We start from the raw sequence: 15,586 nt of genomic DNA, 5'->3' as shown, positions 1-15,586 counted from the left end.
TTTTGATTTTTGATTTCAGATTAACGATTTTTGATTTCAGATTTGTCCCCGAAACTTCTATTCGTTTTACATCAAAAATCTAAAATTATTTCAGATTTGTTTTAGCTGTTTTAATACTTGATACGAAAATAGAAATTAACTCATTGGCTTCTGTTTTTGCAATCGATAAATTATTTAAATCCGATATTAAATTTGATTTTTCAATAATTTTTAAACACACAAAGCTTTCTCTTAATTCTTTTAAACAAATGCCCATTTTATGAATAAAATCTTTAGTGCTTTCTGCGCTTTGTGCTTCTCCATAATTTAAAGCAGGCGAAGTTCCAGATCTAATTATTTGCCCTGCCAGATGATTTCCAGCATAGTTTTTTTCAAATTTACTTGCAACAATTATTATCGTTGCTGCAAAGTCTATTAATCTATTTTCTAATTCTTGTTTATTCACTTACTCACTTTATATTTTTATTTCTCCAATCTAAAATCAATTTTTCCACTTCAACAAAATCTGAAATCAAAAATCGTTAATCTTCAATCTGAAATCATTATCTCGATTTAAAATAGCTTAATAATTTCGTCACATAACTTTCATCAACTCTTGTATTTACTACACCCGAACCTGATTTACTGAATGTTTCTTTAAAATAGTTTACTTTATCATAATACTGTTTTTCATAATTCATTCGCACCGATTTTGAGCCAGTATTAATCAATTCTATTTCTCCTGTTTCGGCATCGAGCATAGAAACCATACCTAAATTTGGCATTTTTTCTTCCCGAATATCGTATACGCGGATCCCTGTTATATCGTGTTTCTTAGACGCTATTTTTAATGTTTGCTCGTAATCTTCCGACATGAAATCAGAAATTACAAACACAATGGCTTTCTTTTTTTGGGTTCCTGATAAAAACTTCAAGGCTTGGGCAACATCTGTTTTACGGCTTTTAGGCTGGAATTCTATCAATTCCCGAATGATTCGCAGTACGTGTGACCTACCTTTTTTTGGTGGAATATACAATTCGATTTCATCTGAAAACAAAATCAAACCTATTTTGTCGTTGTTTTGAGTAGCTGAGAAAGCCATCGTAGCAGCAATCTCGGTAACGATATCTTTTTTGAATTGGTTTTTCGAACCGAAACTTTCCGAACCTGAAATATCAACCATTAACATCATGGTCAATTCACGTTCTTCTTCAAAAACTTTAACGTGTGCTTCATTATAACGTGCGGTTACATTCCAATCAATAGCTCGAATATCATCTCCATATTGGTATTGGCGCACTTCACTGAACGTCATTCCACGTCCTTTGAAAGAAGTATGATACTCTCCCGAAAAGATGTGATCGCTCAATCTTCGGGTTTTAATTTCTATTTTTCGTACTTTTTTTAAGAGGTCTTTTGTTTCCATTTTTTTCTTGCCACAAAGGCACAAAGGCACAAAGGCACAAAGGCACAAAGTTTTAAATTGTTTTAAGTCTTCAACTTCGTTCAGAGTTACATATGATCACTAAATACTGAACACTGCCGTATCATTTAAGGTACTTCTACTTCGTTTACGATTTTGTTGATGATATCTACCGAAGTAATATTTTCTGCTTCTGCTTCGTAGGTAACTCCAATTCTGTGACGCAACACATCATGAACTACGGCACGAACATCTTCTGGAATTACATACCCGCGACGTTTGATAAAAGCGTAACATTTTGCGGCATTCGCCAAATTAATACTTCCACGTGGCGACGCTCCAAAACTAATTAATGGTTTCAAATCAGCCAATTTATATTTCTCCGGATAACGGGTAGCGAAAATGATATCAAGTATGTACTTTTCTATTTTTTCATCCATATATACTTCACGAACTGCTTCTTGAGCACGCAAAATTTGCTCTACTGAAACAACAGGATTTACCTTTTCATAACTTCCTTTTAGGTTTTGACGAATCACTAATCTTTCGTCTTCCATTTTTGGATAATCAATAACTGTTTTTAACATGAAACGATCGACCTGCGCTTCCGGCAATTGGTATGTACCTTCTTGCTCAATCGGATTTTGCGTAGCTAAAACTAAAAACGGTCTGTCTAGTTTGAAAGTAGTATCACCGATAGTCACTTGCTTTTCTTGCATCGCTTCCAACAATGCCGATTGTACTTTGGCAGGCGCACGGTTAATCTCATCGGCAAGGACGAAATTAGCGAAAATTGGCCCTTTTTTTATCGAAAATTCATTTTGCTTAATGTTGTAAATCATGGTTCCCACAACATCGGCAGGCAATAAGTCAGGCGTAAATTGTATTCTACTGAAAGATCCGTGTACCGCTTGTGAAAGTGTGTTAATCGCTAAAGTTTTTGCTAATCCCGGAACACCTTCCAACAAAATGTGTCCCTGACCCAAAAGTCCGATTAATAAACGCTCCACCATGTGCTTTTGACCTACGATAACCTTGTTCATTTCCATTGTGAGAAGGTCTATAAAAGCACTCTCTCTTTCAATTTTTTCATTGATTGCTCTGATGTCTAAAGTCGCTGTATTTTCTTCCATTTTATTATTTTTAAAACCGTGTATTTAATGCCTTCCTTTTGAGAGTGCAAATTGAATTTTTTTTTAGAAGTAAGATGTTAAAAAATGGTTAAAACTTCGACAAATGCCCTAATTTTAAGGATGAATTATGATAGAATTTACCTATTTTTAAGAACTTTGAAAAATATATTTTGAAATCGAAGAATTAAGCATTTCAATAAAAAATAAAAACCATGAATAAAACAAAATTATCACCTATTGTTGCAGGCGTCATGAATTGGGGAATTTGGGATAAAAATCTCAATACCAAAGAAATGGAAAACATGATTAATCTCTGTTTAGAAAATAAAATAACCACCTTTGATCATGCCGATATATATGGTGATTATACCACCGAATCCGATTTTGGAAAAGCTTTTGCTTCCAGTAAAATAGCCAGAGAAAAAATGCAACTGGTATCTAAATGTGGCATCCAAATGGTGACGGAAAACCGTATGAACACTATAAAACATTATGATTATTCCAAAGACTACATCATTTGGTCTGTTGAAAACTCCTTAAAAAATTTACACACTGACTATTTAGATGTATTCTTGCTTCACAGACCAAGTCCCCTGATGCAAGCCGATGAAATTGCCGAAGCCGTTTTGAAACTAAAATCGGACGGGAAAATTATTGATTTTGGACTTTCTAATTTTACCGCTTGGCAAACAGAATTGATTCGTCAGAAAACGGAAATCAGCTACAATCAAATACAATTTTCGGCTACCAACTTCGAACCGATGCTTGACGGAAGTTTTGATTACATGCAAATGAATCACATTCGTCCTATGTCATGGAATCCTTTGGGATGTGTTTTCAGAGAAGATATTCCCCAAACCCACCGATTAAAAAAATTATTGGCAACATTAGTTTCAAAATATCATTTGGGCTCCGACACCATTTTGCTCTCTTGGGTTTTACAACATCCTGCACAAGTTATTCCAATTGCCGGAACTGTAAATGTGGCAAGAATTCAAGCATTAATGAAAGCGGTTGAATTAAAATTAGAAAAAGAAGATTGGTTTGCTATCTGGTCAGAAAGTATGGGGAATAATGTACCATAATCAGGTTGAAGATTGTAAAGAAAAGAAAACAGATGATAGCAAAACAGAAAAAAAATTATGAGCAAAACAGCCTTAGTGACTGGTGCTACCAGCGGAATTGGCAAAGCAACAGCACAAATATTAGCCAAAAACAATTATAAAATTATTCTTTGTGGACGACGTGAAGACCGATTAATTGCTCTTGCAAAAGAGCTTTCTGAATTTACGGAAATTCATACTTTATCATTTGATGTTCGGGATAAAAAAGCCGTTTTTGAAAGCATCAATTCCTTGCCGGAAGCATTTTCTAAAATTGATGTTTTAATTAACAATGCTGGAAATGCGCACGGTTTGGATTCCATTCAAAATGGAAATTTAGAGGATTGGGATGCGATGATTGATATCAATGTAAAAGGACTCTTGTATGTTTCGAAAGCAATAATCCCGCAAATGATAGAACGAAAAGCAGGTCATATTATCAACATTGGTTCTATCGCCGGAAAAGAAGTGTATCTAAACGGGAATGTGTATTGTGCTTCAAAACATGCCGTTGACGCCCTAAACCAAGCTATGCGCATGGACTTAAATCCTTTTGGAATTCGCGTTGGTGCCATTCATCCGGGCGCGGTAGAAACCGAGTTTAGTGAAGTGCGTTTCAAAGGCGATACAGACAGAGCTGCCAATGTTTATAAAGGTTTTAAAGCCTTACAACCAGAAGACATTGCTGATATCATCCATTTTGTAGTTTCCAGACCTTATCATGTAAATATTGCCGACTTAATTGTATTCCCAACTGCACAAGCTTCTCCCTCTATTTTAAAAAGAGATATTTAAAATTGATTTTTAGATTGTTGGATTTTTAGATTATTTAGAGAGTCTAAGAATCCAACGGTCTAAGAAATCTAAAAATCTAATTGTATGATCAACAAACGCATTCTTATTAAAAACCTTCTCGCTCACAATGATGAAAGCAGTTTTTATGACAAAAAGCGGCAGTTGAATTTGCATACACGAGAGGGAAAATCCAAGTTTTTGAAACACATTTGCGCCTTATCTAATTCAAATCCCACGAACAATTCCTACATCGTCGTAGGCGTTGAAGATCAAGACAATACTATTGTTGGCGATGATTTCTTTGACGATAGCAGAATTCAGAATTTAGTGAATGCATATCTGGAAAATCCACCAAAAATCCAGTACGAAAATGTACCGTTCCCAAATTTGCCAAAGGATAAAGTGATAGGATTAGTGACCATCAAACCAAAAAACAACACTTCCTATTTCAAAAAAGGAATTCATACCATTCCTGTCAACAGCGTTTTCATAAGACGCGGCAGTAATACGATGCCGGTGGAAGGCGAAATCGAAAAAAATTACCAGAACACAGAAACCGTAATTGGAATCGAAAATAATTCTAGAAACAGCATCGAATACACACTTGATGGCGTGATAGATTTCATGAATTTTCGGCACAAAGACATGTCGCCAAAATATAAAGTGTTCAAGGAATTGTTTGTGATTTGTTGGGCAGGAATTGCCAAAAAATCCCGTGATAAAACGTATTTGTCCCGTGTAGATATTGAACTGATCAATGAACAAATCAAGCTATTTTATTCGGCTCAGGATGTTGTCGAAATCACTTCTGACGAAGATACTTTTACTATTATTGAGTATGTTCCTTTGGGTTTGAACGACAAAACGAGTTATTATCCTTTAGAAAAACAAACGATTCATTTTCATGACAATGGCTATTATAAAATTGAAAGAGAAATGCTTTTTCAACCGCCTGAATTCAACAAAAAAATGTTATTTCATATTTATAATGCCAACATTTCTTTGCTGAACAAACTAAAAAAAGGACTTTCATTAACCGAGCGGGAACACAAAGATTTAGAGAATTTACCCTCAACATTCATGATTTGTTACCTCAACGGTTTTGAAGAAGCCAAACAAAAACTGATTGATGCAAAAACACTGATAAAACCTTTCACCCAAGTGTATTTGTCGTTCAAAGAAGCGTTGCGGATTTTGAGGAAAATGAAATATGATGTGCAGTGAATACAATTATTTTATAGATTTTATTCAGTAAGAAAACCCATTATATACGTATTAATTTCTCTTTTTTGCCTTTTATTTCCTCTGTCATTCATATCATTGTGAATGGTATTGGTGAGTTTAATGATTTTTATTCCAAACTTTTCCTGCTCAGTAAGAGTAGGCAAAACTCCTTTATCAGCAGGCTGATCGCTGGAACGAAGCGAGTAGATTTTAGGTAGAGAAGTTCTGGGCAATTCCATTCTGCGGTTGTCTAACGAAATTGTTTTATCAACTAAATTTGGGTATTTATGGGTAAATAAAACCGTCATATCTCCTCCATTCGAATGCCCGATTAGAATTAAATGTTTATAATCTAAATCTGGATTTGTTATTTTCAGTTTTTTAATAACAAATAGGATATTCTCAACGCCTCTTTCCCAATTTGATCTCCGAACAACTTGAGGAATCCCTGTTAAAGGCAGCAAATCATCCGTAGGTAATTCATGCTGGATACTTACTACAAAATATCCTTTTGAAGCTAACTTTTTAGTCAAATAGGAATAGCCTTTATTGGCTCCAGGCTTATTTTCTGCATAACCGTGACTGACAACTACCACTTTTTGATTTGCAATTTTTTCGTTTGTCTTTGGCAAATAAAATGCAACAGGAATTAACCGTTTTCTCGAAGTGTCAACCCAAGTTGCACTGTCTAACTTAACCTCAAAATTTTGATTTACACTTTTAGCATTCGTTATATTTTTATTTGAAATACAACTGATTAGAAGAAATAAAAATAATATTTGCAGGTATATTTTCATGTTTATTTTGAAATTTTATCTTTTATAAAAAAAGATAAAATTTAAATCCATATTAGATGGTTTGGAAATTCTGAGGAAGATCAATAGAATGTGTAATAAAAATAAAATGAACTATTGATTGCTCATGATAGTATTACGACCACAAAGCCGCTAACCAAACTAGGAATTCATTTATCACTTGACATACAAAACTGGTCAATAGAAGCAACAAAGCGAGAACTGCATTCATCTTATACGTTTTTAAATTTTTTGTAAAAATAACCTAAAATATTTTATCAAACCATCACCAAAAACAGTGATTTTTTGTGGTGCTAAATTACTAATTTAAATTTAAATTATTGAAACCAACCTATTTAATTTCAAATAAATAGCTTGATTATCGCACCAAAACAATACCTGATTTATCAAAAGAGTTTCGTCAAAGAGTAATGATAAAACCAATAAATAAAATGCCTAACGAGTTTAAAAAATATTTTTAGGAAACCGCTCCCATTTCTTTCAGCCTCAATAACTCCTATTGGAACAAAAAAATATAAAAACAATACGGTTTTTCTGCTATTTTTGTAAAAGAACAATTTGAGATAACAAGAAATGAGAACACTCGTCATAGGCGATATACACGGTGGTTTGCATGCGCTACACCAAATTATGGAAAGAGCCAACGTAACTACAAAAGATACCTTAATCTTTCTGGGAGATTATGTTGATGGCTGGAGCCAATCCCCACAAGTAATCGATTATTTAATTGAATTGAACGATAAAAACAATTGTGTTTTTATTCGCGGCAATCACGATGAATTACTCTTGCACTGGCTTAATGACAGCAAAGACAATCTTTTATGGTACAAACATGGAGGCGAAGCAACGGTTATAGCGTATGAAAAGACTAATGCGGAGACCAAGAAAAAACATATTGAATTCCTGCAGTCTTTAGAAAATTTTTATCTTGATGAACAAAACCGTTTGTTTATTCACGCTGGTTTTACCAATATGAATGGCATAGATTTTGAATATTTCCCAAAACTTTTTTATTGGGACAGAACCTTGTGGGAAACTGCTTTGGCATTGGATAAAAACCTCAAATCTGATAATTTATTATATCCCAAACGACTCACATTATACAATGAAATTTACATTGGTCACACACCTGTTTCACGAATTGGTGAAACCACTCCGGTTCAAATGGCCTGTATTTGGAATATAGACACAGGCGCTGCTTTCAAAGGTCCTTTAACTATTATGGATGTTGATACAAAAGAATTCTGGCAGAGTGAACCTTTACCGACTTTATATCCAAGTGAAAAAGGTAGGAATTAGTTTATTTAAGTTACTTTTGCCGTAAAATAAAATTTTAAGATTATGAAAAAGATTATTACATTGTCATTAATACTTTCATTTGGCTTGATAAACGCACAAGCTTTTAAAGGAAAAGGTGATGCAAAGTTTAATGTTGGAGCTAATATTCAAAACGGAGGAACAGGAATTCAAGTATCTAGTGATTTTGGAATTGGCGAAAACTTATCTTACGGATTTGTTGGGTCTTATTTATTGGGCGTAAAAGAAGTTTTAGGTGAAAAACCAGAATTCAAAGATCGTTTTGATGCTAAATTTAGAATTAATGCAAATCTTGGAAACGTTCTAAAAGTAGATGAGAAATTAGATTTTTACCCAGGATTGAATTTAGGTCTTAGAAACTTTGGCGGACACGTTGGTATGCGCTATTTCTTTTCAGAAGGATTTGGTATTTATTCCGAAGCTGGTTTCCCAATTGCAAAATACAATAAAAATTCTGAAGTTTTTAATCATTTAAACAACCAATTTACGTTTAATATTGGTGCTTCGTTTAATATGTAGAATGGTTTAAGCACAAAGATTTCTCGTGAAGTTCACGAAGCAGTTTATAAAATAAAAAAAGGCAATTTGAAATATAACTTTCAAACTGCCTTTTTTAGTTTATTATTATTTGTTATCCTACAAATCAAATTTTATTCCTTGTGCCAATGGCAAACTCGTTGTGTAATTGATTGTATTGGTTTGTCTTCTCATGTAGATTTTCCAAGCATCAGAACCAGACTCACGTCCACCACCTGTTTCTTTTTCTCCGCCAAAAGCTCCACCGATCTCAGCACCTGAAGTTCCTATATTTACGTTTGCAATTCCACAATCAGAACCTGTAACGGATAAGAAAAGTTCTGCTTCACGCAAATTGTTCGTCATAATAGCAGATGACAATCCTTGCGCCACTCCGTTTTGAATAGCAATAGCATCTTCTACAGAACCCGAATATTTTAGTAAGTATAAAACTGGGGCAAAAGTTTCGTGTTGAACGATTTCAAAACTGTTATCAGCTTCTGCAATCGCTGGTTTTACATAACAGCCACTTTCGTATCCTTCACCCGAAAGAATGCCTCCTTCCACAAGGATTTTCCCGCCTTCGGCAACTACTTTTTCTAGTGCTTTGTTGTACATTTCCACAGCATGTTTGTCAATTACCGGACCAACATGATTGTTTTCGTCTAATGGATTTCCGATACGCAATTGCTTGTAAGCCGAAACAATAGCGTCTTTTACTTTATCGTAAATACTTTCGTGAATGATTAAACGACGAGTTGACGTACAGCGTTGTCCTGCCGTTCCCACTGCTCCAAAAACAGAGCCGATAACCGTCATTTTAATATCAGCATCAGGTGTCACAATTATTGCATTGTTTCCGCCTAATTCCAATAATGATTTTCCTAGACGACCCGCAACAGCTTGTGCCACGATTTTTCCCATACGAGTGGAACCTGTTGCAGAAATTAACGGTACACGTTTATCATTGGTCATCAGTTCACCTACTTTATAATCTCCGTTTATCAAACAAGAAATTCCTTCCGGAAGATTGTTTTCTTTGATTACTTCGGCAATTATGTTTTGACAGGCAATTCCGCAAAGTGGTGTTTTCTCTGAAGGTTTCCAAACGCAAACATCTCCGCAAATCCAAGCTAATGCTGTATTCCAAGCCCAAACCGCCACTGGAAAATTGAATGCCGAAATTATTCCAACAACCCCCATTGGGTGGTATTGCTCGTACATTCTATGTCCCGGACGTTCTGAATGCATGGTCAATCCGTGTAATTGTCTGGATAATCCAACTGCAAAATCACAGATATCAATCATTTCCTGAACTTCTCCATATCCTTCCTGCAATGATTTTCCCATTTCGTAGGAAACCAATTTGCCTAAAGCTTCTTTATTTTTACGTAATTTATCTCCAAACTGACGCACAATTTCACCACGTTGTGGCGCTGGCATCAATCTGAATGTTTTAAAAGCTTCGGTTGCAGTTTGCATTACTTTTTCATAGTCGGCGGCAGTTGAAGTTTTTACTGATGCTATTAATTGACCGTCAACTGGTGAATAACTTTCCAGAATTTCCCCATTTGAAAAATGGTTTATTCCTGTTGATGTTCCTTCATTTATGGCTTTTACACCCAATTGCGCCAATGCCTCTTTCATTCCGAATTGATCTGCTATTGTTATCATTGTAACTTTTTTATTAAAAATTGTTATATTTTTTTACAAATATATTGTTTTAACCTGAAATACTAAAGATTGCTGCTTTTATTTTGTTGCTTCCTATTGAAATTTCACACTTCATTTGTCCTAATAATCAAGCTAAAGACCGTTATAAATTATCCCTTGAATGAATTTCTCCTTCGTCAGAATGAAAAAGTGATCCGATGCGGTTTCTCTAGCCCCGATGGAAGTGGCATCCTTTTGTGGCTTTCTTTAAGCCATAAAAGATAGAACGTACAGCGGGAAATAGCTTCATATTATAAATATACTCTGGAGAAGATTTAGTGTAATTTATTTTTGGGCTACAAATCTTGCGTCGGTTTCCATGACGGTACCGCATTTTTCGCACGTTCTTAACTTTTCTGAATTATAGAATTGTTCAAAATGTGGCAGAAAGTCTTTTTCGATATTATGCAGTTCAAAATAAACTTCGTGTAATTTATGGTTGCAATTATCGCAAAACCACAATAAACCATCAGTATATCCTTTTCCTGCACGTTTTCTTTCGATTACCAAACCTATTGAACCTTCCGAACGCACTGGAGAATGTGGAACTTTTGCAGGATGAAGGTACATGTCGCCGCCATGGAGTTCCATTTCCTTACGCTCACCATCTTCCTGAATAATCACTTTTATGGAACCTTCGAGTTGGTAAAATAATTCTTCCGTTTCGTTATAATGATAGTCTTTTCGGGCGTTTGGACCCGCAACAATCATCACGATATAATCACCGGATTCTCTGTATAAATTTCTATTGCCAACTGGTGGTTTCAGTAGATGACGGTTTTCGTCTATCCATTTATTGAGGTTGAAAGGTTTTGCTATTGCCATTTTATCTAATTTTTAAATGTAAAGTTATGAAATTAAAAAATAGATGAAATCATTTAACCATATAAGAAATATAAGGTCATATAAATTGTAATAAATAATGATGTTGACTACTAATTTACATTTTCTTAAATGCCTTAAATGGTTAGAAAAAAAGTCAAACTATTATGTTGAATAAATAATCGCAAACTACCTTTTTTCCTTAATTAAATAAATATAAACTGGAAAATGATCGCTAAATCCTACTTCGACGGCGGAATGTCGCAATGGATATCCCTTGTACTGGCCAGTGGTTTGTATGAGAAATGATTTATTGTAAATTCCTGCTTTCCAATACCTGAAAGACGAATAATCCGTAACCAATAAGGATTGTGAAACCATGATTTGGTCGAAAATATCCCATGCATCCCGATGAGCAAGAGTTCCCATTCCATTTTTTGCCATCTCTTCGAACGGATTGTAAATTCCAAGAGGAGAAACATCGGTCTTTTTTGCTTTTGCGCCAAGCGCCACTTTAACACTTTTATTATAGGGCCCATCATTTAAATCACCAAGTGTAATGATTTTTGCATTTGGCTTTATTCTTTGCAGAGAATCTATTATTTTCTTGTTCAAAGTGCCTGCAGCTTCCCTAAACGGGCTTGATTTTTTCTCACCTCCTGATCGCGACGGCCAGTGATTGACGATGATATTAATCTCTTCACCATCCAGAAATCCAGTTACCAAAAGTTGATCCCTAGTATAAACCCGATAATTTTGTGTGCTAATTTGCATAACATCATCCGTTTTTTCTTCGGATTCTGTTTTTAAAATTGCTGTCGTTTTTGGGTTATTTCTATAAACATACAAGGGAATGCTAGTGTAACTTGTAGGTTGAAACTGCTTTTTTTGATACAATAAAGCCACGTCTATTCCTCTTTTATCAGGAGAATCAAAATGTATTATTCCGTAATCTTTATCAATAAGTTTGGGTTGCTTGATTAAATCTTCCAGAACACCTCTATTTTCAATTTCACAACCTCCAATAAATGTGGGAGCAACGGGATTTTCGGCAGAACCTATTTCGGATAAAACTTTTGCCAAGTTTTCCAGTTTCTTTTGGTATTTTTGAAAAGTCCAGCGCTGCAATCCTGTTGGTGTCCATTCTTCATCATTAGTTTTAAGGTCATTAATTGTATCGAAAAGATTTTCGAAATTATAGAATGCAACGGTATGAATCAGATATTTTTTTTGCTGGGCATTCGATTTTATTAGTGGAAAAAACAAAAACAATAAAGGAATCAGGCGGGTAATTCTCATAAGTACAAATTTATTTTTAGTCATAGCTTTATTCCCTAACTTTATCGTTTATTGTAAAAATAGTCATTTGAAGATGGAACTTAAAATTATTTTGTAATTGTCTATCTTTGTTTTAGTCTTCAAAGCCTTATTATTTGATTTATTTTAGAAAAAAGCAATAAACATGCATGCTACCCCATTTACTTTTATAAACAAAAATTTCGTTTTATATAAATTCCTATTTCTTATTTTTGTTTTACAATCTTTCAACTCTCAAGCCCACACACTAATGATTACACCACCTATTTTACAAAAAGGAGACACCATTGCCATTTTGGCAACAGCCAGAAAAAACATAGACGACAACCTTAAACCTGCTATAGATTTGTTACACAGTTGGGGATTGGAAGTCGTTATTGGAAAAAGTATTGGTTTAGATGATAATCAATTAGCGGGTACGGATGAACAACGTGCCGCTGATTTCCAGGAACAATTAGACAATCCAAATATTAAGGCAATCTGGTGCGTACGTGGTGGTTATGGCACGGTACGAATGGTTGACTTATTGGATTTTACCAACTTTAAACAAAATCCAAAATGGATTATTGGTTTTAGCGACGTCACTGTTTTGCACAATCATTTGAATACAATGGGTTTCAAATCCATTCATGGTATTATGCCCATCAGTATCCCAAAAGCAACACCTGAAGCCATTGAATCCTTACGAGTTGCCATGTTTGGCGAGCCATTAAAATATGCAATTCAGCCAAATGCAATGAACAAATTTGGTGACGCTTCTGGCGAATTAGTTGGCGGAAATTTATCCATTTTGTATAGTTTATTTGGTTCTAAATCGGCAATTGAGTGTGCTGATAAAATATTGTTTATCGAAGATTTAGACGAATATTTATATCATGTTGACCGTATGATGATGAACTTAAAACGCAATGGTTGCCTGGAAAGTATTAAGGGAATTATTGTCGGTTCGATGTCAAAAATGAAAGACAATGACATTCCTTGGGGAAAAAATGCCCTTGAAATTATAGAAGATGTCACTAAAAAATACAACATTCCTATTATTTATAATTTTCCGGCGGGACATATTCATGACAACAGAGCATTGATTCTGGGAAGTAAAGTAACTATGCATTTGAATGAGAACTGCAGTAGCGTTGTTTTTGAGTAAAAAAATGATTTTTGATTGCTGATTGTTGATTAACGAATTTTGATTGCAGATGTTCACGATCTGAATACTGCGACTGAACACTGAATATTTGATTGTTGATTAACGATTTTTAATTGCAGAAGTTTAAAAAACTGCGACTGAATACTGAATACTTTTTTATGGCTGAACACAACTTACTGGGAAAACTTGGAGAAGAAATAGCTGTGGAATACCTACAGAAAGAAGGTTATACTATAGTAGAAACCAATTGGACTTTCCAAAAAGCCGAAATTGATATTCTTGCCCAAAAAGAAAATACACTTGCTGTTGTTGAAGTAAAAACCCGTTCATCCTTAGAATTTGGTTTACCTCAAGATTTTGTAAAACCAAAAAAAATACAGCTTTTAGTAAAAGCCGTAGATGCTTACGTAAGTAAGAACGATTTAGACGTAGAAGTCCGTTTTGACATTATTGCCATCCACAAAGAAGGCAAATCTTTTGTAATTGAACACCTTATAGATGCTTTTTATCATTTTTAACAAAAAAAATCAATGTTATATTTGTAACAAATTGTTTTTTATCTATCTTTGCAGAGATTTTTGACACTCTAACTAAGTAAAAACTACGTAAAAACACCTAACCAATTATGAAAACTGTTTCATCCATTGTAGAAAATTACATCAAAACAAAGCCTTTTCTATTAAATGCTTTATCTCTTGGAATCATTAATTTGACTTCCTTATCACGGAATATAATGACTGAATTAGAATCAGAATTTGGTAAAGAAGTAAAACAAGGAGCAGTTGTTATGTCTCTAAAAAGACTTACTGAAGAGTTGGATTTTAGATTAAATCATAAAATCAATAAAGTAATAAAAAACATTGGAGAGATCACAGTTCGCTCTGAACTAACCGATTATACTTTTGCAGCATCAGATACCGTTTTAAATAAGCAAGCTGAATTAATTACCGATTTGAATGCTTTCCCAGATATTTTCTATACCTCATCAAGAGGAGTAAATGAAACTAATATCGTGGTGAGTAATACGATAAACCATTTGGTTGACAAACATTTTGCTAACGAAAAATTGATTCAAAAACTGGATAATCTGGCTTCGATAACCGTAAAATTACCTAAAGAAAATATCGTGGTTCCAGGTATTTACTATTTCATTTTTCAGCGTTTGGCTTGGGAAGGAATTATCATTAATGAAGTAATTTCGACTTCAAATGAATTCACCATTTTAGTAAGCGAAAATGAAGTAGATGTCGCTTTTAAAGTAATCAAGGATTTAAAGAATTAATATTTCTTATTCTATATTTTAAAGCTTCCAGCCTTGTGTAGACTGGAAGCTTTTTTATTACAAATTTTATTTTTGAGTTAAACGGAATTCCGTTTTTTATTCAAACCACACTACTTATCTACAAAGTTTTGCGCGTAAATTAAAATCCGTTTTTTACTTAAAGAAATCGATGCGAATAATATTTTTATATATTTGCTAATTCATCAGGCAATTAAGAGGCTAGAATTGAGAGTGTCTTATTATAATCCCAAAAAACAAAGGGTATCCAAATTAATGTCAGAAACAAAAAACTATAGCGAACAATTATTGGTTAGTGAACTCAAAAATCACAACGAAAAAGCATTTCGTTCCCTTTTTGATTTCTATTACCAAGATATTTATGGCTATAGCATAAGTATTCTGAAGTCAAAAGAATTAGCTGAAGAAAATGTTCAGGAAGTATTTTTAAAAGTTTGGTTGCATCGAGAAAACTTAAATTTAGAGCAATCCTTTAAATCCTATTTGTTCACCATTGCCAGAAATCAAGCCTTTAACTTTTTGAATAAAGCCGCCAATGATGTACTTCTAAAAGAAGAGATTTTCTACAAAAGTCAAAAATCTCATGACCAAGGTGATTATTCCATTCGAGAAGCTGATTGCAAAAGACTAAAAAAACAAGCCATAAAACAACTGCCTCCCAAACGCAAACTAATTTTCAAAATGTCGCGCAAACAAGGTAAAACCTACGAAGAAATCAGCCATGAATTAGGCATTTCTGTAAATACCGTGAAAAGCCAAATGAGCAAAGCACTGGAATCAATACGTCTTTTTTTTAAAGGTCATGATGGTATCTTATAAATCAAATTAAAAAATTAAGGCCTCAATCACTCTTTATGGGTGATTTTTTTTGGCTTTTTTTTTAAAAAAATTTTATTTCGTAAAAATCAAACAACATCAGTAATAACAAGGGTTTACAAATCTTATAACTATTTGTTTAAAATTATTTTATGTTAAAATTAA

Annotated in this window: 16 protein-coding genes; 9 read left to right on the top strand and 7 right to left on the bottom strand. The window is 34.0% G+C overall.

Annotated features, from left to right (window positions below; all coding sequences use genetic code 11):
- Window positions 1-85: 85 nt before the first annotated feature.
- From ACM55F_RS06685 to ACM55F_RS06675, 3 genes are all read right to left on the bottom strand, one after another.
- Window positions 86-445 (bottom strand): four helix bundle protein, encoded by a 360-nt coding sequence (locus tag ACM55F_RS06685; protein ID WP_416853011.1) that lies wholly within the window; start codon window positions 443-445, stop codon window positions 86-88.
- A gap of 97 nt (window positions 446-542) precedes the next feature.
- Window positions 543-1,406, bottom strand: a complete 864-nt coding sequence (locus ACM55F_RS06680; RefSeq protein WP_416853010.1) for a DUF58 domain-containing protein — start codon at window positions 1,404-1,406, stop codon at window positions 543-545.
- A gap of 125 nt (window positions 1,407-1,531) precedes the next feature.
- Complete coding sequence (locus ACM55F_RS06675) at window positions 1,532-2,536, bottom strand: AAA family ATPase (RefSeq protein ID WP_131990630.1); 1,005 nt, start codon at window positions 2,534-2,536, stop codon at window positions 1,532-1,534.
- A 212-nt stretch (window positions 2,537-2,748) separates the two neighbouring features.
- On the opposite strand from ACM55F_RS06675, the gene ACM55F_RS06670 reads away from it, so the two are divergent.
- The 3 genes from ACM55F_RS06670 (at window position 2,749) to ACM55F_RS06660 (ending at window position 5,658) form a co-directional block, all read left to right on the top strand.
- Complete coding sequence (locus ACM55F_RS06670) at window positions 2,749-3,621, top strand: aldo/keto reductase (RefSeq protein WP_416853009.1); 873 nt, start codon at window positions 2,749-2,751, stop codon at window positions 3,619-3,621.
- Window positions 3,622-3,678: 57 nt separating this feature from the next.
- Complete coding sequence (locus ACM55F_RS06665) at window positions 3,679-4,434, top strand: SDR family NAD(P)-dependent oxidoreductase (RefSeq protein ID WP_416853008.1); 756 nt, start codon at window positions 3,679-3,681, stop codon at window positions 4,432-4,434.
- A gap of 84 nt (window positions 4,435-4,518) precedes the next feature.
- The gene (locus ACM55F_RS06660; protein ID WP_416853007.1) at window positions 4,519-5,658 is read left to right on the top strand and encodes an ATP-binding protein; all 1,140 of its coding nucleotides are present in this window, start codon (window positions 4,519-4,521) and stop codon (window positions 5,656-5,658) included.
- A 20-nt stretch (window positions 5,659-5,678) separates the two neighbouring features.
- Here ACM55F_RS06660 and ACM55F_RS06655 read toward each other — a convergent pair whose 3' ends face one another.
- Window positions 5,679-6,455: an alpha/beta hydrolase gene (locus ACM55F_RS06655; RefSeq protein WP_416853006.1), complete on the bottom strand. Its 777-nt coding sequence runs from the start codon at window positions 6,453-6,455 to the stop codon at window positions 5,679-5,681.
- A gap of 591 nt (window positions 6,456-7,046) precedes the next feature.
- On the opposite strand from ACM55F_RS06655, the gene ACM55F_RS06650 reads away from it, so the two are divergent.
- The gene (locus ACM55F_RS06650) at window positions 7,047-7,772 is read left to right on the top strand and encodes a metallophosphoesterase family protein (RefSeq protein WP_416853004.1); all 726 of its coding nucleotides are present in this window, start codon (window positions 7,047-7,049) and stop codon (window positions 7,770-7,772) included.
- A gap of 42 nt (window positions 7,773-7,814) precedes the next feature.
- Window positions 7,815-8,309, top strand: coding sequence for a DUF6646 family protein (locus ACM55F_RS06645; protein WP_416853003.1), 495 nt, complete (start codon window positions 7,815-7,817; stop codon window positions 8,307-8,309).
- 117 nt (window positions 8,310-8,426) lie between these two features.
- On the opposite strand, the gene amaB is transcribed toward ACM55F_RS06645, so the two are convergent.
- The 3 genes from amaB to ACM55F_RS06630 form a co-directional block, all read right to left on the bottom strand.
- Window positions 8,427-9,980 carry an L-piperidine-6-carboxylate dehydrogenase gene (gene amaB, locus ACM55F_RS06640; RefSeq protein ID WP_416853002.1) on the bottom strand — a complete coding sequence of 518 codons (1,554 nt, stop codon included), beginning with the start codon at window positions 9,978-9,980 and terminating at the stop codon, window positions 8,427-8,429.
- Between the two features lie 324 nt (window positions 9,981-10,304).
- On the bottom strand, window positions 10,305-10,844 hold the full coding sequence (locus tag ACM55F_RS06635) for a 3-hydroxyanthranilate 3,4-dioxygenase (RefSeq protein WP_416853001.1): 540 nt from the start codon (window positions 10,842-10,844) through the stop codon (window positions 10,305-10,307).
- 186 nt (window positions 10,845-11,030) lie between these two features.
- Window positions 11,031-12,140, bottom strand: a complete 1,110-nt coding sequence (locus ACM55F_RS06630; RefSeq protein WP_416853000.1) for an endonuclease/exonuclease/phosphatase family protein — start codon at window positions 12,138-12,140, stop codon at window positions 11,031-11,033.
- A gap of 268 nt (window positions 12,141-12,408) precedes the next feature.
- Between ACM55F_RS06630 and ACM55F_RS06625 the strand changes: the two genes are divergently transcribed.
- From ACM55F_RS06625 to ACM55F_RS06610, 4 genes are all read left to right on the top strand, one after another.
- Window positions 12,409-13,305, top strand: coding sequence for a S66 peptidase family protein (locus ACM55F_RS06625; protein ID WP_416852999.1), 897 nt, complete (start codon window positions 12,409-12,411; stop codon window positions 13,303-13,305).
- Between the two features lie 158 nt (window positions 13,306-13,463).
- A complete protein-coding gene (locus ACM55F_RS06620; protein WP_416852998.1) occupies window positions 13,464-13,823 on the top strand; it encodes a YraN family protein in 360 nt (119 codons plus the stop codon).
- A gap of 107 nt (window positions 13,824-13,930) precedes the next feature.
- Window positions 13,931-14,587 carry an aspartate kinase gene (locus ACM55F_RS06615; RefSeq protein WP_035669162.1) on the top strand — a complete coding sequence of 219 codons (657 nt, stop codon included), beginning with the start codon at window positions 13,931-13,933 and terminating at the stop codon, window positions 14,585-14,587.
- Window positions 14,588-14,860: 273 nt separating this feature from the next.
- Window positions 14,861-15,424 carry an RNA polymerase sigma factor gene (locus tag ACM55F_RS06610; RefSeq protein ID WP_416852997.1) on the top strand — a complete coding sequence of 188 codons (564 nt, stop codon included), beginning with the start codon at window positions 14,861-14,863 and terminating at the stop codon, window positions 15,422-15,424.
- Window positions 15,425-15,586 lie beyond the last annotated feature (162 nt).

This window comes from Flavobacterium melibiosi (genome assembly GCF_048158545.1).
GTDB lineage: Bacteria > Bacteroidota > Bacteroidia > Flavobacteriales > Flavobacteriaceae > Flavobacterium > Flavobacterium melibiosi.
Note: the sequence above shows the minus strand (reverse complement) of the source record. Positions and strands in the feature narration are given on the sequence as shown.